This window comes from uncultured Chitinophaga sp. (assembly GCF_937898475.1).
In the GTDB taxonomy this organism is placed as follows: domain Bacteria; phylum Bacteroidota; class Bacteroidia; order Chitinophagales; family Chitinophagaceae; genus Chitinophaga.
The window spans coordinates 155,866-177,336 of record NZ_CALEJS010000019.1; the positions used below are offsets into that span (position 1 = coordinate 155,866).

22 protein-coding genes, 1 tRNA gene and 1 pseudogene are annotated in these 21,471 nt (G+C 41.6%); 7 read left to right on the plus strand and 17 right to left on the minus strand.

Features of this window, described 5'->3' with window-relative positions:
• Positions 1–19 precede the first annotated feature (19 nt).
• From Q0577_RS15040 to Q0577_RS15050, 3 genes are all read left to right on the plus strand, one after another.
• Complete coding sequence (locus tag Q0577_RS15040) at positions 20–550, plus strand: SRPBCC family protein (RefSeq protein WP_298737626.1); 531 nt, start codon at positions 20–22, stop codon at positions 548–550.
• A 68-nt stretch (positions 551–618) separates the two neighbouring features.
• Positions 619–1,158, plus strand: a complete 540-nt coding sequence (locus Q0577_RS15045; RefSeq protein WP_298737628.1) for an SRPBCC family protein — start codon at positions 619–621, stop codon at positions 1,156–1,158.
• 98 nt (positions 1,159–1,256) lie between these two features.
• Entirely contained in the window at positions 1,257–1,751 is a 495-nt protein-coding gene (locus tag Q0577_RS15050) for a DUF2911 domain-containing protein (RefSeq protein WP_298737629.1), read from the plus strand.
• 80 nt (positions 1,752–1,831) lie between these two features.
• Here the strand turns inward: Q0577_RS15050 and bioA are convergent, their stop codons facing one another.
• Positions 1,832–3,106: an adenosylmethionine--8-amino-7-oxononanoate transaminase gene (gene bioA, locus Q0577_RS15055; RefSeq protein WP_298737631.1), complete on the minus strand. Its 1,275-nt coding sequence runs from the start codon at positions 3,104–3,106 to the stop codon at positions 1,832–1,834.
• Between the two features lie 215 nt (positions 3,107–3,321).
• Between bioA and Q0577_RS15060 the strand changes: the two genes are divergently transcribed.
• Positions 3,322–3,395 (plus strand) — tRNA-Pro (locus Q0577_RS15060).
• A gap of 733 nt (positions 3,396–4,128) precedes the next feature.
• Here the strand turns inward: Q0577_RS15060 and Q0577_RS27225 are convergent.
• Together Q0577_RS27225 and Q0577_RS15065 are read right to left on the minus strand one after the other, a co-directional pair.
• Positions 4,129–4,911, minus strand: a pseudogene (locus Q0577_RS27225) (recombinase family protein); the annotation flags it as partial.
• 42 nt (positions 4,912–4,953) lie between these two features.
• Positions 4,954–5,106: a hypothetical protein gene (locus Q0577_RS15065; protein WP_291912725.1), complete on the minus strand. Its 153-nt coding sequence runs from the start codon at positions 5,104–5,106 to the stop codon at positions 4,954–4,956.
• A 411-nt stretch (positions 5,107–5,517) separates the two neighbouring features.
• On the opposite strand from Q0577_RS15065, the gene Q0577_RS15070 reads away from it, so the two are divergent.
• Positions 5,518–6,063 carry a hypothetical protein gene (locus Q0577_RS15070; RefSeq protein ID WP_298737634.1) on the plus strand — a complete coding sequence of 182 codons (546 nt, stop codon included), beginning with the start codon at positions 5,518–5,520 and terminating at the stop codon, positions 6,061–6,063.
• A gap of 73 nt (positions 6,064–6,136) precedes the next feature.
• On the opposite strand, the gene Q0577_RS15075 is transcribed toward Q0577_RS15070, so the two are convergent.
• The 6 genes from Q0577_RS15075 to Q0577_RS15100 all read right to left on the minus strand — a co-directional run bounded on the left by Q0577_RS15075 (position 6,137) and on the right by Q0577_RS15100 (position 11,477).
• Complete coding sequence (locus Q0577_RS15075) at positions 6,137–7,378, minus strand: aminotransferase class I/II-fold pyridoxal phosphate-dependent enzyme (protein WP_291912722.1); 1,242 nt, start codon at positions 7,376–7,378, stop codon at positions 6,137–6,139.
• Positions 7,379–7,384: 6 nt separating this feature from the next.
• On the minus strand, positions 7,385–9,127 hold the full coding sequence (gene sulP / locus Q0577_RS15080) for a SulP family inorganic anion transporter (protein ID WP_291912721.1): 1,743 nt from the start codon (positions 9,125–9,127) through the stop codon (positions 7,385–7,387).
• A 380-nt stretch (positions 9,128–9,507) separates the two neighbouring features.
• A complete protein-coding gene (locus tag Q0577_RS15085) occupies positions 9,508–9,777 on the minus strand; it encodes a hypothetical protein (protein WP_291912719.1) in 270 nt (89 codons plus the stop codon).
• Between the two features lie 145 nt (positions 9,778–9,922).
• Entirely contained in the window at positions 9,923–10,468 is a 546-nt protein-coding gene (locus tag Q0577_RS15090) for a carbonic anhydrase (protein ID WP_298737636.1), read from the minus strand.
• Positions 10,465–11,028, minus strand: coding sequence for a class I SAM-dependent methyltransferase (locus tag Q0577_RS15095; RefSeq protein WP_298737637.1), 564 nt, complete (start codon positions 11,026–11,028; stop codon positions 10,465–10,467). Before Q0577_RS15095 ends, Q0577_RS15090 begins: the two co-directional genes overlap by 4 nt.
• Before the next feature lie 44 nt (positions 11,029–11,072).
• Positions 11,073–11,477 (minus strand): hypothetical protein, encoded by a 405-nt coding sequence (locus Q0577_RS15100; protein ID WP_291912716.1) that lies wholly within the window; start codon positions 11,475–11,477, stop codon positions 11,073–11,075.
• 100 nt (positions 11,478–11,577) lie between these two features.
• On the opposite strand from Q0577_RS15100, the gene Q0577_RS15105 reads away from it, so the two are divergent.
• Positions 11,578–12,294: a Crp/Fnr family transcriptional regulator gene (locus tag Q0577_RS15105; protein ID WP_291912715.1), complete on the plus strand. Its 717-nt coding sequence runs from the start codon at positions 11,578–11,580 to the stop codon at positions 12,292–12,294.
• Positions 12,295–12,356: 62 nt separating this feature from the next.
• Here Q0577_RS15105 and Q0577_RS15110 read toward each other — a convergent pair whose 3' ends face one another.
• Positions 12,357–13,259, minus strand: coding sequence for a HEPN domain-containing protein (locus Q0577_RS15110; RefSeq protein WP_298737639.1), 903 nt, complete (start codon positions 13,257–13,259; stop codon positions 12,357–12,359).
• 39 nt (positions 13,260–13,298) lie between these two features.
• A complete protein-coding gene (locus Q0577_RS15115) occupies positions 13,299–14,573 on the minus strand; it encodes a hypothetical protein (RefSeq protein ID WP_298737641.1) in 1,275 nt (424 codons plus the stop codon).
• A gap of 150 nt (positions 14,574–14,723) precedes the next feature.
• Between Q0577_RS15115 and Q0577_RS15120 the strand changes: the two genes are divergently transcribed.
• Complete coding sequence (locus tag Q0577_RS15120) at positions 14,724–15,143, plus strand: helix-turn-helix transcriptional regulator (protein WP_298737643.1); 420 nt, start codon at positions 14,724–14,726, stop codon at positions 15,141–15,143.
• Between the two features lie 57 nt (positions 15,144–15,200).
• Here Q0577_RS15120 and Q0577_RS15125 read toward each other — a convergent pair whose 3' ends face one another.
• The 6 genes from Q0577_RS15125 to Q0577_RS15150 all read right to left on the minus strand — a co-directional run bounded on the left by Q0577_RS15125 (position 15,201) and on the right by Q0577_RS15150 (position 20,471).
• Positions 15,201–15,758, minus strand: coding sequence for a hypothetical protein (locus Q0577_RS15125; RefSeq protein ID WP_298737645.1), 558 nt, complete (start codon positions 15,756–15,758; stop codon positions 15,201–15,203).
• 18 nt (positions 15,759–15,776) lie between these two features.
• The gene (locus Q0577_RS15130) at positions 15,777–16,823 is read right to left on the minus strand and encodes a relaxase/mobilization nuclease domain-containing protein (RefSeq protein WP_298737647.1); all 1,047 of its coding nucleotides are present in this window, start codon (positions 16,821–16,823) and stop codon (positions 15,777–15,779) included.
• A complete protein-coding gene (locus tag Q0577_RS15135; RefSeq protein WP_298737649.1) occupies positions 16,820–17,200 on the minus strand; it encodes a mobilization protein in 381 nt (126 codons plus the stop codon). The genes Q0577_RS15130 and Q0577_RS15135 overlap by 4 nt, the downstream gene beginning before the upstream one ends.
• Positions 17,201–17,319: 119 nt before the next feature.
• Complete coding sequence (locus Q0577_RS15140; protein WP_298737651.1) at positions 17,320–18,261, minus strand: toprim domain-containing protein; 942 nt, start codon at positions 18,259–18,261, stop codon at positions 17,320–17,322.
• Positions 18,262–18,937: 676 nt separating this feature from the next.
• Positions 18,938–19,546, minus strand: coding sequence for a hypothetical protein (locus tag Q0577_RS15145; RefSeq protein ID WP_298737652.1), 609 nt, complete (start codon positions 19,544–19,546; stop codon positions 18,938–18,940).
• A gap of 127 nt (positions 19,547–19,673) precedes the next feature.
• Positions 19,674–20,471 carry a DUF6882 domain-containing protein gene (locus Q0577_RS15150; RefSeq protein WP_298737654.1) on the minus strand — a complete coding sequence of 266 codons (798 nt, stop codon included), beginning with the start codon at positions 20,469–20,471 and terminating at the stop codon, positions 19,674–19,676.
• Between the last annotated feature and the right edge of the window lie 1,000 nt (positions 20,472–21,471).

Consider the following 21,471-nt stretch of genomic DNA (forward strand, 5'->3'; position numbering starts at 1 on the left):
TTTTTCTTAATTTGGCTGCATGCAAGTCCTGTATATCATTCTGGGCGCTCTGGCTATCCTGATTCTGGGCCTTTTTGTATTTTCCCTTTACCTGCCTTCCCGTTTAAAGATCGAAAGATCATTATTGATCAAAGCAAGGCCTGAAGTGGTTTTCCGTGAGGTAAACACCCTTCGTAACTGGGAAAGATGGTCGCCCTGGCATCAGCTGGATCCTGCCATGAAGCTCGTTTACGGGGAAAAGGAAAGTGCGGCCGGCGCCAGCTACAGCTGGGAGAGCAGGAAAAGGAATGTAGGACGGGGCAGTTTGAGTATTACCGAGTCCCGCCCGTATGAATACATTGGCATCCACATTAACTTCACAGGTCATGGTATCAGCAAGGGACATTTCCGCTTTGAACCGGTAGGGGAGCATACCCGTGTAATATGGGTGATGGAGATGACCATCGGACAAAACCCGGCCAGCAAGGTAATAGGCTTAATGATGGACAAATGGGTAGGGCGCGACTTTGAACGTGGCTTACAGCAGCTGGCTGTTGCGGCATCCCATTGATCATCAGTTATCTTTTAAAGCCTGTCGCTTTTTCATTTCTGCTTTCTGCTTTATCCTTAATTTAGCGAATGCGTTTTATAAAACTATTCGTGGTCAGTGTCCTGTTTTTTGTGGTACTGATCTTCCTGATTTCCTTATTATTTCCTCCCAATGCGGTAGTAGACCGTTCCGGTGTTATTGAGGCGCCGATGGCTACTGTATATGGTGAGATCAGTGAACTGAGAACATGGCCGGCGTGGAATCCGTGGACCAAAATGCAGGCCGCCGGCTCATTGCAGTATTCAGATCCGTCGCATGGCGCGGGCGCCTGGTACAGCTGGGAAAATCCGCAGCAGCAGGCAACATCCGGTAAGCTGACCATCCTGCGCAGCGATCCTGCCAAAGGCGTGTATTATGACATGCATTTCAAAGACATGAAACCGGTAACATCCGGGCTGGAGATAAAACCTACGGAAGACGGTAAAGGCACGGTAGTGCACTGGTACCTGAAAACAAGGCTGGGCTGGCTGCCCTGGTGGAAGTTCCGTGGTTTTATGGCCGACAGGCTGATGGGGCCGCAGGTAGAGCAGGGGCTGACTGAATTGAAGGCGCGTTGTGAGAGAAGATAGTTTCCAACTTTCAAACTATTCTATGAGCGGTAAGCGGCATTCTCATGAATAGGTGTAAATTTCTTTCCCGTTTCAGCCATTAAATCAATACAGACTATATGAAAAAGATCCTTTTAATGCTCACCATCCTGGCTACCACCGCCAGCATGGCATTTTCCCAGGCGGTACAAAGCCCGAGGGTGACCGCTGAGGGCACCAATGTAAAGATAAGCTATGGCCAGCCTTCTAAGAAAAACCGCGAGATATTCGGTAAACTGGTACCCTACGGCGAAGTATGGCGTACCGGTGCTAACGAAGCTACCGAGATTACCTTTGAAAAAGACGGCACTTTTGGCGGTAAACCCGTTAAGGCTGGTACTTATAGCTTGTTCACCATTCCCGGCGAAAAAGAGTGGACATTTATCCTGAATAGCACGCTGAAGCAATGGGGCGCTTATAAGTATAACGAGATCAAAGGAAAGGATGTATTGCAGGTAAAAGCGCCGGCGTCTACCCTTAGCGCACCGGTAGAGAAACTCACCATCACGCTGCCGGCTGGCAAACTGGTATTGGAGTGGGATAAGACGAAAGTGGAAGTGCCTGTAAAAGCATAATACAACTGAATGTCTGAATGTTGAAGGTTTGGAAGTTTAAAGATCAACGTTAAACTTCCAAACCTTCAAACGTTTAAACCTTACAGCTGATGCAGAAAGGCAAATATGCTTTCATAAACCATTGCCAGCTGATCATCTGTTATACAATAAGGTGGCAATATATATAAGGTGTTCCCCAAGGGCCGCAACATGATCCTTCTTTCTCTGAAAAAACGGTGCAGTTGATCCGCCAGGTGATTGATATAGCTATCTTCCCCCTCCGTTACAATTTCAAATGCTATAATCGTACCCGTTAAGCGTATATGTTTGACCGCTTTATAAGCCGACAACTTCTCGGAAAACTGCTGATGCTGCCGGTTGATACGGTCCCGGTTCTCTTTACAGGCCGGATCCAGGAACAGGTCAAGACTTGCTAACGCCACGGTACATGCCAAAGGATTTGCGGTGAAGGAGTGCCCGTGAAAAAGCGTTTTCAGCTTGTCGTTCGACAGGAAAGCTTCGTAGATAGCGGCCGTACAGGTAGTGATGCCGAGGGCCATGCTGCCGCCGGTAAGTCCTTTGGAAAGGCAGACCATATCAGGCGGGGTGCTTACATACTCCATGGCAAAGTTCCTGCCCGTGCGGCCAAAACCTGTCATGATCTCATCTGCGATCAGCAGTATCTGTTCCTGACGGCAGTACTGCAGTAACTGGTCCAGCGCTGGGGCATCATACATACGCATACCGCCCGCACCCTGGATCAGCGGTTCGAAGATAAAAGCGGCAATGGAATCGGGGCCTAATGCCTGTATAGCGGCCTTCAGTTCCCCGATGTTATCTGCCGAAGGCGTATCTATAAAGTGTACCTCAAATAAAAGATCATTAAAGGGCGCGGTAAATACGCTTCTACTGCTCACGCTCATCGCCCCGAAGGTATCCCCGTGATAGGAGTGCTCAAAGGCCAGGATCTTATGCCGGCGAACCCCCCGGTTGTGCCAGTACTGGAGGGCCATTTTAATGGCCACTTCCACGGCAGTAGACCCGTTATCAGAGTAAAAGACCCGGCGTTGTTGTCCGGGTAATATGGGCAGTAACTTTTCCGCCAGGTGTACGGCTGCCGGGTGTGTGTATCCTGCAAATATGCAATGCTGCAGCTGCAGGGCCTGTGCGGCCAGCTTTTCCGCAATATAGGGATGGGCATGGCCGTGAATATTCACCCACCAGCTGGACGTGGCATCCAGGTAGCTGTTACCTGCTTCGTCAAAAAGTAGTGCGCCTTCTCCGCGAACAATTCCTATGGGTGCAGGAGCGGTCTGCATCTGGGTGTAAGGATGCCAGATGACCTCCAGATCACGTTCACTTAATGTTTTAGACATGGGTGCAAAGCTAAATGGCGGGAGGGCAAATGCCAAATTCCAAATTCCAAATACCCGAATACCAGGGTAGGGGAGTGATTAGTTTTGCCTCCTTTTGGAATTTGGTATTTGGAATTTGGGATTTGATATTACATCTTATGGGAATAAATAATATAAAGGAAAAATTGGTAATAAAGCAAAAAGTGTTTTACATTTGCGTTCCATTTTTGGTAGTACGGGATGTAGCGCAGCCCGGTAGCGCGCTTCGTTCGGGACGAAGAGGCCGCTGGTTCGAATCCAGTCATCCCGACTTGACAGGACAAAGTGGAAATTTTACCATTTTGTCCTGTTTTATTTTCGCCCAAAGCCTTATCCAGCGCGTATATTATGCGCACCGCTTCATTGATGCGGGAAGTTCGAAATGTAAAACCGTCAAAACCTAATTTTTCCGGGTACATCGAACTAATGATCTCACGTTTTCTGTCTATCTCGCCGCTTTCATACGCATAATCCAGTTTTAAAAGATTATTCAGCCCCCTGCCTAACAGGTCGGTTATGTTCACTTGGTCATAGTCGTAGGCGCTTAGTTTGGCTTCCAGCTTCTCCAATTTTGTGCTATACTCGGTTTTCATTTCCCGGAAGTCAGAAGGCTCAATTTGCTTTGAAGAAAGCAATTCCCGTATGTAAGACAGCTTCCCTTCTAGTTCCTTTATTTGGTATTGTAACTGTCTCTGGTCGCTCTGTAAATGGTCGGTTTGGTCATGCCATGCTTCGATAAGGGTGACCCTATAAAGATCGGCCATTTCCGCGCGAGGCACGTATTTCTTTATTTCACAAGTAAATAAACTGTTTACATTGTCCGCCCTGAATCGGCAAGTACACCCGGTTGTACAATGATAATAGCTGTAATATCTGGTATGCCCTTTGGACTTACTGCCGGTTAACAGTTTGCCGCATTTTGGGCAGATCAGAAAACCACGCAACGGCAATTCGTTATTGGTAATGATTTTGAGACGGTACGGCGCTCTTTTTCTGCCGTCCAAAACGTCCTGCGCCCGGTAAAATAGTTCTTCCGATATAATAGGCTCATGCAGCCCTTTCACAAATCGGGCTTCTTCATCCTTGTACTTGGCAATAAATATTTTCCCGCAATAAACAGGATTACGGATGATAAACCAGAAAAGACCTTTGCTCCCTTTGTACCCCTTTCCCTTAGACATTTTGTAAATCTGTTCGGTATTAAATACCCCTTCCGCAATCTGCTCGTAAGCCCAACGTATAATGCTTGCTTGCGGTTCTTTGGGAGCAATATACTTTCTGCCGGCCTCATCTGTCTTGTTCACATAACCGTAAGGCGCTAAACCCATATAACGCCCTTCTTTTCTTGCCCTTCGCATACCATGAATAACATTTAATGCCCTGCGGTCATTCTCTACTTCGGGAGCCGCTAAATAGAAGGCCAGCATCATTTTATTTTCGGGAATAGACAAGTCTAGCGGCTGTTCAATAGCTTGCGGCTCTACCCCTAATTTTCGCAGCGTATTGATCATCTGGTAAGCATCCCCTGCATTGCGGCTAAACCTGTCCCATTTGAGAAACAGCACCAAATCTGCCTGTCCTCTATGTCGCTTTAATTCCAGCAGGTACTTCTTCCATTCCGGCCGGTTAAAGGTCTTGGCCGAATGATCTTCAAAAATCACCTTACGGATGGAAATTTTGTTGATGTCGCAATATTTGCGCAATAGTTCTTCCTGGCTCCTTTGGGAATAGCCTTTGTCCGCCTGTTCATCGGTACTTACCCGGATATACAAATCAGCTATTTTCATTTTCCTAAAACTTGGGTTATCAAATAATACATTTGCTTACGTTCATCGGTTACGCAGTTTTTCCAAATGATGAGCAACAATAATGTTAGCCAATTTACGCATAAATTCAAGGACGGCTGCCGCCTGCTCAACAGTTACTGCGATGCCTTTCTTTTGCAGCATTTCCGCTGCTTTCTCTGGTTTAATTTTTTCCATTTGCACCTCCGCATTTATCAAGTTCACAATACCCCTCGTGCAAGGGAACACTTTTCAAAAGCTAATATAAGTAATTAGTTTTGATATTTTGCGTTTTACCAAAACTTTTTTTGAAATTATTCCTGATTTTACCGAACTTTACCCAAATTGACGCTATTTGATGTGTTTTTATATAATTTGTAGCACACTTTACTACTGTATAAACATTTTTAGTATGAAAGCGTCTAAAAGAGGTTAAAAATGACTAAAACATACAAAGTTAGCTATAAAACGTACTTCAATGACCGGCTTAAACAAGTGTATTTTCATGGAAAGCTCACCCACCCGTTATATGTACAGGTAACATTTGACAGGAAAACGATCTTCTTCAAAAGCTATTACTTTGAACTGTTTTCAAAGCCCCGATATTTTTTGTCTGTAGCGGGGTTAACCGGGGGGCCTTCTATTGAGGATATTATTAAAAAGGAAAATGAGGTAATTGATTTTATCATTGATAAAAACCTGCAAGATTTCTCTTTAGACCTCTTTAAAAAAGAATATGCCTTTTACAGCAAAGACCTTTGCGACATAACAGAGGAAGGCTTTATTGATTACATGTATATTTTCTTTCAGGATAAGGGAATGCCTGACCTGGCTGTTACTGTAAGAGAAGGTAGCACGTTCCGTATTGTTTACAATGTGGTGCGGGATATGAAACGAGCTTTCAATAAACCTTTATATGATGAGTTGGTAGAAAATTCTTTTTACTATGCCCCGCCCTATCTGCCGCTATATGGATTTATGCAGCAGACAAAGAAATGGCCGATGTTAAGCCTTACGGTTATGGAGTGGGAAGATATAAAGACAAAGGCCCGATTTGCTGAGTATATGCAAAAACATTACCCGGACAAAGATGTGGTCCAGGTAATGACAGAAATAGATAAATGGCTGAATCAACTAAGGAATGAGGGTAAGTAGTAGCATACCATCAAAGTTAGGCAACATATGAATTGTAGGTTTAGGTGGTTTTGCTTCATTCACCCTTTACGTTTTACACAAAGGGAATTTCTGCAACTTTATACATTTTTTCATCCAGTTTTTGTTTTGTTTGCTTAAATGCTTCTAAAGTAAGGTTAATGTCCTCATCTGTATGAACTGCTGTCGGGATTAGTCTGTAAATAATCTGTCCTTTAGGTATTACAGGATATACCACAATAGAACAAAAAATGTTATAGTTTTCCCGCAAGTCCAGGCACATAGCCGTAGCTTCCGGTATATCTCCTTGTAAATATATAGGGGTTACCGGTGAATTGGTCGAACCGATATCGAATCCGTTTTCTTTTAATCCATGCTGAAGTTTTTTTACATTTTCCCATAATTTATGTTTCAATGCCGGTTGGGTGCGTAATAATTCCAGACGTTTGAGGTTGCCGATCACCAGGGGGAGAGGTAGTGATTTAGCAAATATCTGAGAGCGCATGTTATACCGCAAAAAGTTAATAATAGCTTTATCACCACTTATAAAAGCGCCTATTGAGGCCATAGATTTGGCGAAAGTTGAAAAGTACAGATCTATTTTGTCTTGTATCCCTTGTTCTTCCCCTGTCCCGGCTCCATTTTTTCCCATTGTTCCAAAACCATGCGCATCATCTACCAGCAGACGGAACTTATATCTGTCTTTTAAGTCTGTAATTAGCCGGAGCTTACCTTGATCACCGGCCATACCGAAAACCCCTTCGGTAATTAATAAAATACCACCGCCTTGACTTTTAGCCATTTCCTGCGCCCTGGTTAGTTGCTTCTCACAGTCTGCAATGTCATTATGCTTGAACACATAGCGGTAACCTGGGTGCAATCGCAATCCGTCTATGATAGAGGCGTGACACTCGGCGTCATATACTATAATGTCACGGCGGCTGCAAATAGCATCAATAGCGCTTGAAATCCCCTGGTAGCCATAGTTCAGTAATATTGTATCCTCTTTGTTTACAAATTCTGACAATTCTTTTTCTAATTGTTCATGATGATCGGAATTGCCGCTCATCATACGGGCACCCATCGGTGACGCCAATCCGAATTTAGTTGCCGCTTCAGTATCTGTTGCTCTTACTTCCGGGTGGTTAGCTAATCCTAAATAGTTATTGAGACTCCATATAATCTTTTCTTTCCCCCTAAAACTCATACGCGGCCCTATTTCTCCTTCCAACTTTGGGAAAGCAAAATACCCGTGTGCCCTTGCGGCATGTTCTCCAATAGGGCCCATATGTTTGAGTAATTTATCAAAAATATCCATGAAGTATTATTTATATTTTAAGTACATGAAATCCTGTTTATTTGGTATATCAGTTAAGATGCTTTCACTTCTTAGCAATGCCTCTTTAAATGTTGCTAATACATTGGCTTTCCCTATTGCAAATAATAGCCGTGCCTTCTTTAATTCTTCCAAAACCTGGCTGCTTTGAACTTCAGATAAAATTAGTTTGGTGCCACGATGCTTTAATTCCTTATGTACCTCCTTTAATGTATGAATGCCTGTCGCATCTATGATCGGCACCTCCCGCATACGGATAATTAAAACTTTGGGAGCTTTCTCTATTATTTTGCTTGCTTCCTTGAATTTATAGGCTGCACCAAAAAACAAGGGACCAGTAATTTCAAAAACTTCTACATCATTGGGTACAAAAAAATTAGAAACTGATAGTGGATCAGTTTTGCTTTTATCGCCATTGAATTGTTTAGTAATAACACTAACATTGCTAAATTGTGTCATTTTTCGCATGAAAAGGAAAGAGGCTAATATCATCCCAATTTCAATGGCAACAGTAAGATCGATAAGCACCGTAAGTAAAAAAGTAGTAATTAACACCGCAGTATCACTTTTAGGGCCTTTCAGTATCGCCACAAAATTTTCCCATTCACTCATATTATAGGCTACAACAACAAGAATTCCTGCTAAAACTGCCATAGGTATTAATGCGGCCAATTTGCCTATAAAAAGCATAATCAGCAGTAATGTTGCCGCATGTATTATACCGGCAACAGGAGTACGGCCCCCGTTTTTTATGTTGGTAGCGGTTCTTGCGATAGCTCCGGTAGCAGGAATACCGCCAAATATGGAAGAAAATATGTTCGCCGTTCCCTGCGCTACCAGCTCCATGTTACTTTTGTGTTTACCACCAATCATCCCATCTGCTACCACAGCAGAAAGTAAAGATTCAATACCACCTAATAATGCAATAGTAAAAGCAGGTTGGATAAGCTGTTTAATAGTGCTAAAATCTAAATGTGGTATGGTGGGAGAAGGTAAGGAAGTAGGAATACTACCAAACCTACTTCCTATAGTTTCAACAGGCAGATGAAATAGCTGAACAACTAAGGTTGATAAAATGATAGCGATGAGCGATCCTGGTATTTTATGAGTTACTTTAGGCCACAAAAAAATTACTATCACGGTGAATGCTGCTAAAGCAAATGCATATACATTAATAGAAGAAATATACTGCGTGTATGCTATCCATTTTTCAAGAAAATCAGAGGGTACTGCTCCCATCTTCAATCCTAAGAAATCCTTTATTTGAGAGGAAAAAATGATCAGCGCTATTCCGCTGGTAAATCCTACTATCAATGGGTGTGGAATAAACTTTATTACAGAGCCTAACCGCGCTATCCCCATTATGATCAGAATGATTCCAGCAATAAAAGTGGCAATGATAAGACCGTTTACGCCGTATTGCTGTACAATGCCGTAGACTATTACTATAAAAGCTCCTGTAGGCCCGCCTATCTGCACACGACTACCCCCTAATGCCGAAATAATAAATCCAGCTATTACTGCGGTAAATAATCCTTTTTCAGGTGAAACTCCAGAGGCAATAGCAAATGCAATGGCTAAAGGTAATGCAACGATACCAACAATAAGACCGGCTTGCAAATCCTTTGCAAACTGATCTTTAGTATATCCTTTTAGGGTATGGAATAGTTTAGGAATGAACATATATTTATTTAATACTATTTTGCTTTTATTCGATTGGTTCAGGGTCATACGTCACAAAAAAATTAAGGTATAACGTACGTGACCAACGCATGAGAGCTGGCATAGCCAGTACCAATAGGGCCCCATTGATGATCAACCAATGAAATACACTATTGTCTCTCCATGATATACCAAAAATCAGCCAATACCAGGCTAAGTTAAAGACCGAGAAAGCAACACACATAACATAGCTAACATATCCTGTTCCGTACCAGAAGCCTGGTTCCAACTCAGTTTCTTGCGTGCAAACCGGACAATGCGAATGCATGTCAAAAACTCTTTTTAGATGATAAGGATTGTTATTTCTAAATAAATAACCTTTTCTACAGCGCGGACATTTGTTACGTAGAATGCTGGCAATTAAGCCAGGTCTTTCAGTATCCCGGTTACTAATTTTCGGCATGTTTTACGGTTAAAAGTTCACGCACATAAATCAAAGCGCAACGATACAAACTCCATTGGTCACTCTTGCAATTGAGTGGAGATAAATCCTCTAAGACACTTTGCAGTTTTGTCAAATAACGTTGAATAATAAATCCATTCTTCTTTTTCTCTACCATATTTTGCACTGATTGAACAATGATCATTTCTACCTGATTGCAATTTTTCACTACTTTAATTTGTTGTATTATCAACAAGACATATTCATCAGTTGTCATAACAAACTCTTTTATTGAAGGAACTCGACTTTTCCATTATCCATATTATATACCGCACCGGCTATATTCACTTCCTTCCTTTCAATCTTTTTTTGTAATTCCGCATCTGCTTCTACCAAATGCATCATGTGAAGAACATTAGCTTTCACACAATTTCTATAAAATGAGACTTATCATGAATCTGTTTGATTTCAGATTCATTTTTAAGTGTATCAATTAAAGTTTTAATGTATCCATGTGGTAACTCTCCATTAGCAAAAGCTTCTATGGCCCCGCATCGCTCATGACCCATTATTATAATAAGATGTACACCCAGATGTTCTACTCCATATTCTATACTACCTAACTCCACCGGGCTAATAATGTTACCAGCAGAGCGAATAACAAAAAGATCGCCCAACCCCTGGTCAAAAACCAATTCTGGGCAAACCCTTGAATCTGAACAGCAAACAATGATTGCTTCAGGATGTTGTTCTCTGGAGACTGTTGACATCCACTGTTTGTTTGTATGAGGATGCTGCATTTGATGGCTGTGGAACCGTTTATTTCCCTCCTGCAAAAGTGCCAATACATTTGATGATGAAATACGATGGTCAGGTGCTGCTGGCTGATGACAGGAAAATGAGATCAGAAGAGTAAAAATAATAACTATAAATAAAACAGTAGGTGTAATAAATCTTACTTTCCTCATCTTTTTATCCACATTTTTAAAAGCAGATCAATAGAAGCATCTACAACCTGATAGCTGGGTGGTACTTCATCTTCCAGGCTATGAAAAGTCACTAACCGGGTACCGCTTGGTTTATTTTCCAAGGCTTTGAACAGATAACGGGAATAATATACGTACAGGCTGGTAGAGTATTCAATCTGTTGATCTATGCGATCTTTCCCATCCAGGTTTTCAAAAAAAGCGTTATAAAAATAAAAGCTATCATATTCGGACAGGTCTACTTGCGTAAAGTTCGCATTTATAAAATCGGCATTGCCGGTTTGTGTAGCCTCTCTGGCTGCAAGTGAGTAGTGATATAATTCCCGACGTTGTTCTACACCGAAAAAAAAGGCTTCCGGAAAGAAATGGGCACCGATAAGGCAAAACTTTCCAACACCACTCCCTATATCCAATATTTTTTTTCCTGGTACATCTGCCAGGAATTGGGCAGCCTTTTTAGCTACTCCTAATGGCGTCCAATGCCGCCTTGACAATAGTTGTATCCTTTCTGGATACAACCAGTCAAAAGCAGCATCGGTCATATAGCAGGTTGGCTTTAATAGAGTATTATTTTCCATAATTAAATTCAATCAACTTTTTTAAGGCGAATATGTTTTTGATAATCTTCCCGGGAAAGAAGAGGCTCCTGGCCAGAAAATTTTAATGGAGTGATAAAAAATACCCACCCTCTATCCTGAGGGCTCTCAAGGATCAGGTTTAAATTGCCATTCAGTTTTTGGTTAGACCCTAAGAATTTACAGTTAACAGGAGCATGTATGGGGATAATATAGTCCTCAGAATGAAGTTCTGCTATTAAAGTGCCCTTTTCAATGGCTCCTTTATACCTGTACCATTTAATATTATCAATTTTCTTTATCCCTTTTAACTTGAATGCAGAAATGCCCACAAAACCAACTGTTCCATTATAATCAATCCATTCGTGCTCAACGGTATAATGCATCATCGGGCGAGAAATAGTTGTTTCTTTCATGTTGCAAAGGTACCTTTGTAGATCATTCATCGAACTGCAAATTTTCAACTGGAAAACTGATAAAAGTCAGCTTCATTAATTTATTGATTTAAAATCTAATATGAGTTTAGCTGGTCGATTTCCTATAGATAAATGGAACTTTAAATCACAATCCATTTTGCAAAATCTCCCTGTTGAAGAGTATGAACATCTTTGTTTGCATATGATAGAGCAGAAATATAAAAAGGGTGAAATGTTATTTAGGGAGGGAACAGTACCACAAGGTATTTTTTTTGTAAAACAGGGTAAAGTAAAAAAATATCAGGTTGACCGGGATGGGAAAGAGCAGATCTTTTATGTAGCTAATTCAGGAGAGTTAATTGGATATCATGCCGTAATTACTGATGAAAGATACCCGGATTCCGCCGCTACTTTAGAGGACAGCATAATAGAGTTAATACCAAAAGAGGATTTTTTGGAGGTATTAGAGAATTCTACTGTTCTTCCTCAAAGGTTGCTCAAAATTTTAAGTCATGAATTCACGGTTTTAACAAATACTATTTCAATACTTGCGAAAAAATCTGTTCGCGAAAGAGTAGCTATTTCATTAATTGTATTACGTGAGAAATTTAAAGATGAAACAAAACCAGGAAATGAAATAGCAATAAATATTTCCCGCAATGATTTGGCCAATATGGTTGGGACCGGCGAGGAAAATGTGATCCGTTTTTTAAAAGAGTTTAAAATTGCGGGTATACTTGATACCTATGGGAGAAAGATAGTTATTCGTGATGTTGGAAGATTAATTGAGTTATCTGGTTATAGTAGTTTAAAATAAAGTTATACATGTGAGGTGGTCGGCCCATACAGGGAAAGTAAGGCCAAGTAGATTTATTTGTTTCAGGAGGTCTTTTCTTCCACAATTTTCTTAGCGGTTTCCTGTAACCGCATTACCTTATCAAAAAGTTTAGACAGATCACATTCCGGTATATTATACTGACTGTCATACCGGGCTTTTAAATAGGCATTTTCCAGTATATCCAGCAGGCGCTTTTCCTCGTCTGTATCATCCGGGAAAATACTGTTCAACTGGGGAGCGCAGCGGCGTATATGCTTTTTCAAAGACCGGATTTCATGCGTCTTTTTATCGTATCCGTTCAGGCTTTGCAAAACACTTCGGTAAGTAAGTTCAACCGCTTGGTGCAGCAAAAAGCCGATAATATGGGAAGGGTTGTTTTCATGTAGGTATGTAGCACTTTCGTTAAAGTCAATAGCTTTTTTAAAGTTAAGCATAAACTGTTCCCTGAGCCGCTGTTTCAACTCCTGCATCGCCTCGGGCGTTGTTGATGGATACATGGCTACCTTATCATCGTACACAAGATTTTCAGGGATGCAGTTAAGGGAATAGAATATATGCCCGTTACGCAGACCTTCTATTACATTGCCTTCACTGTGCAGGGAGCAGGCAACCCGCTGATCTTTCAGGTAAACCATTTCCAGTACCGGTTCCATTTCGGTAAACGGAACATTGTTTTTACCCGATATAACTATGAGAAGGTCAATAAAGCCGCCGATTGCTGTGGTAGCTGTATCCTTATGCTGCAACATATAGATTTTGGCCGGGGATATGCTGGCTACCAAAAATTGAATAAGAGGCTTTAAGGTATCTGCCTGGGCAGGTATCTGTTCTGCTATGGAAATTAGCTTCTCTTTCCAGTCCCTTACCTCTGCGGTATCTGCATCCGCATTAATAAATACATTGGTGGTATATTCTATTCTGTGATTGTGGCCGCTGATGTTCATGACTATGAGGTTTTGAGTTTACAAAAACCGGGGAAGCGCCTATTTATAGGCTTTAACGGTAATGACCGGGTAACATTCCCGAAGCTGGTCTAAATATTCCTGCTCAAAATCGCCAAAGTGTTCTTTGAAAACAGTAATATACCCCCCGGATTTACGCATCCATTCTGCAATGCCTGCATCTCTCAATGACGGCAGCAAGTGCAGTCTTGTGCTTTCTGAAATGAAAAAGGTGGTTTCAGTATCGTATTTATGGATATTCCTATCTCTGACGGCCACCTTCATGTATAGCTGATAAAAGGCCCCTTTATCCAAAAGTTGGAAGTGTAGGCGGGGCCGGTCTTTTGATAACTGTACACGTTCAATCCTTGCCCTTTGCGGCTTTTCTTTCAGTTCCCGCTTATTATACAACCCATACCTGTAAAGAAATTCCTGTTGCAGTAAAAGGGGCATTGCCTTTTCCCATAGGCTAAAAATACCAGTCGGTGAGCGTTCCTGCTCTGATTCATTTTCTATAAGGGAGCCGGACTGCATTTCGGCCTGTTGCCACATTTCATAACAAAGCCGGTTCAAGGTTCTTTGTTCATCCGTTAGGAATTGATCGTATTCCCGTTCTGTACCGCTAATGAAGTGGTGAAAACCTTTGACCTCTGTTTCTGCCTTATTCAGCACTCCCAGACAGGGTAGCAGAAACGTAAGGTACTTGTTCCGGAAGGCATCTATTATAATGTAAGTTAACGCTGTGTCTTTTGCTTTCTTCCTTTCAGGTGCTGACGGTGGCAATTCCAGAATATCAGCGAAATGCAAGCCTTCCATTTTATCCGCCAAATGATAGACGCTGCCTAAACTGGCTTTGGGTTTTACCTCAATGCCCCGGTCTGTTGCCTTCCTGCCAAAGTATTTTCTGTGTCTGGCCGCTATTTCCATCAAACCGTTGGAGCGATATTGTTTAAAGTAATCTGTACTGCGGTAGCCGATTAACTGCCCAAGGGCTCTGTAGGTATGCAGACAAAGCGTTTCAACCTGGCTGCCGCAGCTACAGGAAACATGCAGCTTATCCGGCTCAATGCCTACTATCATTAAGTAAGATACTTCTCTGAAAGTAAGCCTTAACTTTAAGTTGGCATCTTCCATAGAAATAAACTTTAGCTTGGGGTAAAACCATTCCCTTTTTCGTTGCAGGCGTTCATCTACCTGCCGTTTCAAAGCATCTTCGCTCAATATATAGGGTTCATCCTCTAAATGGATGGTAAAAGGTTCGGACGCGTTGTGCAGCGGTCCACCCCCGTGTGATCCGATGTGTTTTACAGTTGCCATGTGGTAAAGTTTGACTACCCAAAGCAACTATATAACAGCCTAATATTCAATTTGATACGGATATATCATATTGAATACCCAGGATATTTTAGCAATATTTTATTCAAATTCTGTATATTTCGGGTTGGATAAAAAAACTACTTTTGCACCATGATAAATACGGATATGCCTAAAAAGGTACATGAAGGCAGGAATGTTAAGCGTTTCCGGGAAATGCTGGGAATTAAGCAGGAAGCCTTAGCTGCTGAGCTGGGGGAAGATTGGACGCAAAGTAAAATTTCATTATTGGAAGCAAAGGAAACCATCGAACCGGCAATCTTAGATCGGGTAGCCAAAGTCTTGAAGGTTCCGGTAGAGGCTATAAAGAATTTCGATGAAGAGACGGCTATTGTCAATATTCAAAATAATTACGACGGCTCAACTTTGAATCATTCCGCAAATTATCAATATAACTATCAGCCGACTTTTAATCCGGTCGATAAGGTAGTAGAGCTATACGAGCGGCTGTTGAAAGAAAAGGATGCCGAAATTGAGGGCCTGAAAAAACAGGTTGGTGAAAAGAAAAAGTAACAACAGATTTCAAAATACTGGAAATACAGGAAAGCCACCTTAACGGTGGCTTTCGGTTTATTGCGGTTCGAGGTTGCCGACTTTAGTATAGGCGCTGTCCATTAGGCGTTTTACCTTTTTCCCCTGTTGTTGATAGAGGTAGTGCCATGCCTTTTTTATCCTGTCATTTTCCAACTTTTGCAGCTTTACTTCCTGCTGGCTATCGCTCCAATGAATGCTGAATTTATACAGGTTTGTAAGAAATAACATTATTACCAGCATGAGGAACCAGCGGCTAAATACGACCTTGTAAAACAGTTTAGCATCCTGTTCAGGAAATAGCAAAACCTGAAATTTGCGTATTACATTTTTAGGCTGTGCAGCTACCGTCAATTTCATGTCTATAATGCCTTTCTTTACAATTTCTTGTATAGGCTTGGTATCTGTTGAAACCGTTACTTCCTTTGGTTTTTCCAGTTTTTCCTCAAATTGGGTGAACTTACTGGAAAGGCTGTTGACAGCTTCAACCAAGTCATTAACAGATTGGGTGTGTAACTTCTGTTCCTCTGTAAATTCTTCCAGCACCAGCTCTAAACTGGCCTTTTCTATATTTTCATTTTTTTTGACTGTATCCATAATAAGTTAATTTTAGGATTAATGACTAAGACGTTGGGCTTGTTCTTTTTTCTTCCGGCGCTTGATGCCTTCCTCTGTCAATTCATAAGGCAGGTAGTTAGAAGTATATTCTGGTTTTAAAAGCTGCTCTAACAGGTTGTTTAATTCCCGGATTACCGGCACAAATGGGGAACGTTCCATCTGCGCCGTTTCCCTTGTCTGCCGGAGTAATTTTTGAGCAGGAGTAAAGGAATGCTGCGTTATCCTTTTCTGCCGGATGGCCGTTTCATAAATTTCTTGTTTGGCTTTTGCAACTTCCAGCTTTTGTTTTACGCCGAGGATCTGCTCTATCTTTGCCAATGAAAACCCAACTTCGCTGCCTTTTATTTTCACCTTCTTATCATCAATAAAGGAAATGCCCCGGCCTTTTATGACCTTATACCCCAACGCCTGCATTTTCTGTTCAAACGCTTGATAATTGCGTACCTGCTCCAAAGTTTGCCGAATATCTGTTTTCAGCCGTTCCTTCCGCATATCCTGCCGGGGCAATAACCGTTCTTTGGCAGATAAAAAGGCACGGGGACTTAATATCTCTTGCAGCTTATACTGTTTTTCCGACCTCCGGCAAAGAGCCGCCATTCTTTTATAACTGTTGCTGTCGCTGGCCACTTTCCCGTTAAAGCCTACCCGGTTGGCAACAATGTGGATATGCTGCTCTTGGGTATCTTTATGCAGGATGCAGATATATTGGTTATCCGCTACACCAAATTCTTTAGCGCATTCCCGGCCAATTTCTATAAACTGATTTTTTGTAAGCGTTTCACCAGGGGCCAGCCGTAAGGAAAAATGAAAGACCGGCTTTTCTACCCGCTTGCTTAATTTGGCAACGTCAATAAACTGGCTGGACAGTTCTTTTAAATTCCCGAAACATTTATTGTAGTCCAATATTTCTGCCCGGTTCTTGTGCTGCAGGTTGTCTTTAAGGGAAAGTTGCAGCTTTTGTTCTTCGGATAGTTCCTTTTTGTCTTGCAGGCAATAACGGATACACTCAAAAAAAGAACTTCCTGTATCTATATAGCCGATCATTGGAAATAGCTTTTAATTTGTGATGCTAGTGCTTTTAAATCTCCGGATTGTACTTTCAGATTAGCCCGTTCAAGCGGGCTTAGTTCTTCATGGCTGTTTCTCTTTTTGGCGATCTGGTTAAGGTTTGCGGCTACATGGTTGAGCGTGCCGGTTAGCTCTAAAACTTCTTTAGGCAATGCTTTTTCCCGCCTGTCAATTTTTCCGGTCTGCCCTATCTCGCATAGGTATTCCGACACGGAAAGGTTAGCGCTTTGGGCCCTTGCTTCAATAACTCGCCTTTCGTAAAGGCTGCATTTTAAGGCCAGCAATTGATCTTTCTTTACGTCTTTTTTGGGGCGGCCCCCCTTTTTCTTAATTTGTGCATTCTGCTGCTCCATATCAACCTCCTCTTTATTTTTTGAATGCGATAGCATGAAAAAAATTCCTCACCGAATGCGGTAGCATGAGGTGAGCCAGCCGTTTTGGTTTTACCAAAACATAGCTGGCTACCCGAACGTCAAAGCCGCCTTCCCATCCGCTGGCTCTCTCTTTGGCTGTGGTGATGGTGAATAAGCCAGTCGTTTAAATCTTTGTGACCGTGGTAAAAATCGCTGCGGTCTATGTACTTGTTTCTGTCCCATTCAAGCGCCTGCCGGGTGCGGGTCATGCCGGCATTATCCCTGTCTAAAATCAAATGCACCTGCTTGTATTGCTCCATCAATGGACGGCATTTCTCAAAGAAAGACAGGGAGTTTAGCACGAGACAATTTGTCATTGGAGCCTGTTGATTGCTGTTGATGGTTTGAAAAGACAGGAAGCTAAAGAAGCCTTCAAAGACGGCAATCTGTTCTGTACGGTTATCAATAAAAGTAATGTCCTTCGGGGAACTGCTTCCTTTAAAGTACTCGTTGCGTAGCTCATATCCCCCGGCTTTATTCTGAAAACCGATAACGGTATGCTGCTTTCCGTACAAAAGAAAATCTACCTCCCCGCAAAACCGGTTGGCAATTTCATGTGGGATACTTCTTTTTTGCAGGTAGTTCAGCAGGGACTGCTCGGCAAGGGGGCGGGTGTCCAGAACAACAATTTTGTTGTCGGGGGTATCTTTCTTTTCACCAGCAAAAGAAGCCGCGCCCTGCCGCCGATCACCGGAGCCGGGGTGCGGGTGAAAAGAAAGAGCCGGGCCGGGTTGGTACTGCGATAAGCGTTGCAGCAGGTCACTAACCGAACAGTTAAAGTAAAGGGTTCCGAAGTCTATCAGGTCACCACCTTTCCCGGTTCCCTGGTCAAACCAGACGTTCAGCCGCCGGTTTACTTTAAAAGATGCCTCTGTTTCATCCCGGAGCGGGGATAAGTACCAATAGTCCTGGTTTCTCACCTTTTGGGGCTGGTAACCTAATGAGGCCAGATATTCTACCAGATCAATCTGCTTTGCCTCTGCACATATTAATTTTTTCATACACTCGTTTTTCAGGTTCACAATTAAGTATGCACAATAGAAAACGGCCTACAAACAATTGGCTATCAAATAGCTATGTTTGCAAGCCGTTTCAAATCCATTAAAAATAAGTTCGAAAATTGTACAGGCAGGGCGACTTGACAGGACAAGATGGTGTTTTTACCACTTGTCCTGTTTTATTTCTGGCCGGCCCCCGCGCCAGATGAGAATTCGGAGCATAAGCTCCATTTATAGAAGCGGTTTGAACACCAGACATTCTGAAAAATCTATCTAGTAAATATTCTTTTTGATTTTACTTGCAGCCCATTGGGCACCTTCAAATGCCAACAGGTCTTCTGTCTCCCTAAGTTGCAGACCATTTACGGTAGCTTACAACAAGTATGACCTCTACCTTAACTGCAACTTTTTGGGTCTTTTCTCAATTTCAGCTTCTAATATCGAAATTATCAGACCATATTACATCGTAGTTAATAGTTTTCTATCCAATAATTTACCTTTAATGACAGATTTTAGTTGCGATTCGAATCCTGTTAAGGTCGAATTTCGTTAAGCTATAATAGCGAGACGAACTAATATATTCTTGAAAGGCTAATAATGCCCTGAAGTGTTTTACGTGAAATAACTTTTTATTGTTCTCGCTAAGAATGAATTTTAATGGACTAGGCAGAAGAATTGCTTAATTGTTCAATCCTCTCGCCAATTTCGTTTGCTTTACATCTACAGTCTTTATTGCCTGGCCATTATAGTCAATCTTGTATTTGTTACCAGTGAAGTCAGTTAGTTCAATATAGTTGTCATGCATTTCAAAAGGATTCCCTTCTACAAGGCAAACGAAAATGTCTGCTCCGCTATAGCTCCAAAGTTTATTACCTTTTTTGTCAATTCTCGCAACAGACGTCTCTCCATGCGTAATGTAAGAGTCCTGATATTTGTGTATGGAAAAACAGGTGGTCCAATCAGCTTCTATCATCCAATTAAAGTTAAGGCTGGGAAGCGTTAAACAAAAAACCGTATTGCAGCATCTGGCAACTAAGTTGTCTCCGTCTATAAGTATGGAGTCGGATGTTACCGAAGTTGCACCGGCAACAGCAAGTAAAATTGCACTTGCTATTTTTACATTATCGTAATAAACATTGATTGCGCATTGAGAAACTGGACTATAGTCCTTGTTGTTATCGGGCTGATAGATTTTATCGTATGATGTAGGACTATCTGATGTCATAGTGAATAAGGGATCATCAAATACTTCAATTCTGAAACCCTTATGGTGAAACGAAATATTCATTTGTTCAGATTTATCTACTTTACAATATTAATGCTCTTTTTAGATTCACCACGACTGAATTTAGTTATAATTGATTTCAATGGCAAATGTAGAATCAACCAGAGAAAAATAATTGTTAACGAGTCCATTATGTATGTCTATCAAGGTTGAGCCCTTTCATTTCGAAGTAACATTTTTCACAAACAAGCTTTATCGCTGCAAATGCCATAGACCTATCATTCCATTCTCCTTCTTGTTGTCTGATAGCTTCGCACTCGTTACACCAGGCTTGAAAATCATCTTCTTCCAAAAGCTCCATGTCCTCAATGCTTTCAAAGGCTTCGTTAAACCCTGTTGGGGTTGTGGAATTGAGATGCTTGCAAACAAATGCTCTTCGCCGATATCCATGACCATCGCATTCAACAAATTTGTCTTTGATATTCTGAGCAGTTTCATTGTCAACAAATTCAGTAATGACTAAGAAGATCTTTAGTTGTTCGTCGTTGACGGGCCTATAAACTCCAATCCCATTAGAGAGCTTTGCCGCAATTGCTGTAAATTCCCACGCTTCAATTTCGTTACTGTCAAAATGGTCATTTGTTAGTTTTGGAAAGTTTGATTTTTCCCCGAATTCCTTAACCAGTTTCACTTTCTCTTTTCTTTCTTCAAGGGTGGATTCATTGTCCCAGGACCATTTCCATGTGTTTGACCTTTCTGAAAAACTGCCTACACGAAAATATTTGAAATTCAGTTCTTTGTCGCCGGTTGAAAATGTTAGAAGGCCGGTAGTTTCATTGTAGAACCAATCCTCATACCAGGTTAAATTATAGTGGCTCTGAAAGTCAGCCTGTAACACTTTCAATTCCTCTATACATTTTTTCGCAAAGTTGTTGTAATCAACATCCCCCGATTTCAATGCTGCTTTTTGTTTTTTGAATGGCCACATAGCATTTTCTGGTTTGATACTAAACTATATAACTGCATCTGGATGAATTTGAATCTTGTTTGTATACCTTCAAGGATGGCGGGACCTAAAAGATCATCCCCGGCCGACCAGAATTCCTTTTTACGCTGCCTATAAAAAATCTGAATATACACATGGTGCTTATTTATGGCTCGAGAGGCGAACATTTCTTGAACTAGTTTTCTCGGAAAACATAACTTTTTGATGAATTACGGGGTAAATATATGCTATAATTAAATTAGTACACGTCAGGTACATATGATGGGGTTTCTGGGACTCAATTAGCGATAAAGGTATCAATCCGGCACAAATCGTCTATAAATAGGTTCGAAAAGTGTCCAGTCATCCCGACAAAATAGAGTGTAAATGAAATTAAAAGCTCGTGAATCGTAGGATTGACGGGCTTTTTCGTTTTTAGGGGGTGGTAAGTTTGGTCAATTTATGTCAATTCATCCGTGAATTAAACAGTGAATCAAAAAGGTTATTACCTTTCAATTCACTGGATGGCTCTAATATGTTAATAAACAATAGGTTGCATTAGATCGAATTGATGGGAATTGATGCGTTCTCAGTTCATTTTTCGTGGTCGTGAATGACCGGATAGTGCAGTTTTTAGTGAATCACGCAAAAATGATTTTTAATGAAAAGGAACAGCACCTTCGGCGTACATTTCATCGTGCGCCAGCTCCCTTCGGACAAATGCTACCTCTACGCCCGTATTGTAGTAAACAAATCCGCTAGTGAGCTTGCGGGAGGTGCTTGCTCTGGTAGGCTTATTACATGGACAGATGAATACGTTTGAGATGGCGACGAACCAACAAATCGAACAGTTAGTAGTGCAAGGGAGTTAAACTCAGATACGGTGCTGGACAAGACAATTTATTTTTGGCTTGTCCTTTTTTGTTTCCACCTAAATTGCTGTTTATTAGTAAGCTAACGACGAAGTACATCTTTTAGCGGTACAGTGGTTCTTCTAACTTTG

Excerpts from the sequence above, each read along its gene's own strand:
- Q0577_RS15040 (WP_298737626.1), top strand. The coding sequence starts at position 20 with ATGCAAGTCCTGTATATCATTCTGGGCGCTCTGGCTATCCTGATTCTG.
- Q0577_RS15045 (WP_298737628.1), top strand. The coding sequence starts at position 619 with ATGCGTTTTATAAAACTATTCGTGGTCAGTGTCCTGTTTTTTGTGGTA.
- Q0577_RS15050 (WP_298737629.1), top strand. The coding sequence starts at position 1,257 with ATGAAAAAGATCCTTTTAATGCTCACCATCCTGGCTACCACCGCCAGC.
- bioA (WP_298737631.1), bottom strand. The coding sequence starts at position 3,106 with ATGTCTAAAACATTAAGTGAACGTGATCTGGAGGTCATCTGGCATCCT.
- Q0577_RS15065 (WP_291912725.1), bottom strand. The coding sequence starts at position 5,106 with ATGGAAAAAATTAAACCAGAGAAAGCAGCGGAAATGCTGCAAAAGAAA.
- Q0577_RS15075 (WP_291912722.1), bottom strand. The coding sequence starts at position 7,378 with ATGGATATTTTTGATAAATTACTCAAACATATGGGCCCTATTGGAGAA.
- sulP (WP_291912721.1), bottom strand. The coding sequence starts at position 9,127 with ATGACCCTGAACCAATCGAATAAAAGCAAAATAGTATTAAATAAATAT.
- Q0577_RS15085 (WP_291912719.1), bottom strand. The coding sequence starts at position 9,777 with ATGACAACTGATGAATATGTCTTGTTGATAATACAACAAATTAAAGTA.
- Q0577_RS15090 (WP_298737636.1), bottom strand. The coding sequence starts at position 10,468 with ATGAGGAAAGTAAGATTTATTACACCTACTGTTTTATTTATAGTTATT.
- Q0577_RS15095 (WP_298737637.1), bottom strand. The coding sequence starts at position 11,028 with ATGACCGATGCTGCTTTTGACTGGTTGTATCCAGAAAGGATACAACTA.
- Q0577_RS15100 (WP_291912716.1), bottom strand. The coding sequence starts at position 11,477 with ATGAAAGAAACAACTATTTCTCGCCCGATGATGCATTATACCGTTGAG.
- Q0577_RS15105 (WP_291912715.1), top strand. The coding sequence starts at position 11,578 with ATGAGTTTAGCTGGTCGATTTCCTATAGATAAATGGAACTTTAAATCA.
- Q0577_RS15110 (WP_298737639.1), bottom strand. The coding sequence starts at position 13,259 with ATGAACATCAGCGGCCACAATCACAGAATAGAATATACCACCAATGTA.
- Q0577_RS15115 (WP_298737641.1), bottom strand. The coding sequence starts at position 14,573 with ATGGCAACTGTAAAACACATCGGATCACACGGGGGTGGACCGCTGCAC.
- Q0577_RS15120 (WP_298737643.1), top strand. The coding sequence starts at position 14,724 with ATGATAAATACGGATATGCCTAAAAAGGTACATGAAGGCAGGAATGTT.
- Q0577_RS15125 (WP_298737645.1), bottom strand. The coding sequence starts at position 15,758 with ATGGATACAGTCAAAAAAAATGAAAATATAGAAAAGGCCAGTTTAGAG.
- Q0577_RS15130 (WP_298737647.1), bottom strand. The coding sequence starts at position 16,823 with ATGATCGGCTATATAGATACAGGAAGTTCTTTTTTTGAGTGTATCCGT.
- Q0577_RS15135 (WP_298737649.1), bottom strand. The coding sequence starts at position 17,200 with ATGGAGCAGCAGAATGCACAAATTAAGAAAAAGGGGGGCCGCCCCAAA.
- Q0577_RS15140 (WP_298737651.1), bottom strand. The coding sequence starts at position 18,261 with ATGAAAAAATTAATATGTGCAGAGGCAAAGCAGATTGATCTGGTAGAA.
- Q0577_RS15145 (WP_298737652.1), bottom strand. The coding sequence starts at position 19,546 with ATGAATATTTCGTTTCACCATAAGGGTTTCAGAATTGAAGTATTTGAT.
- Q0577_RS15150 (WP_298737654.1), bottom strand. The coding sequence starts at position 20,471 with ATGTGGCCATTCAAAAAACAAAAAGCAGCATTGAAATCGGGGGATGTT.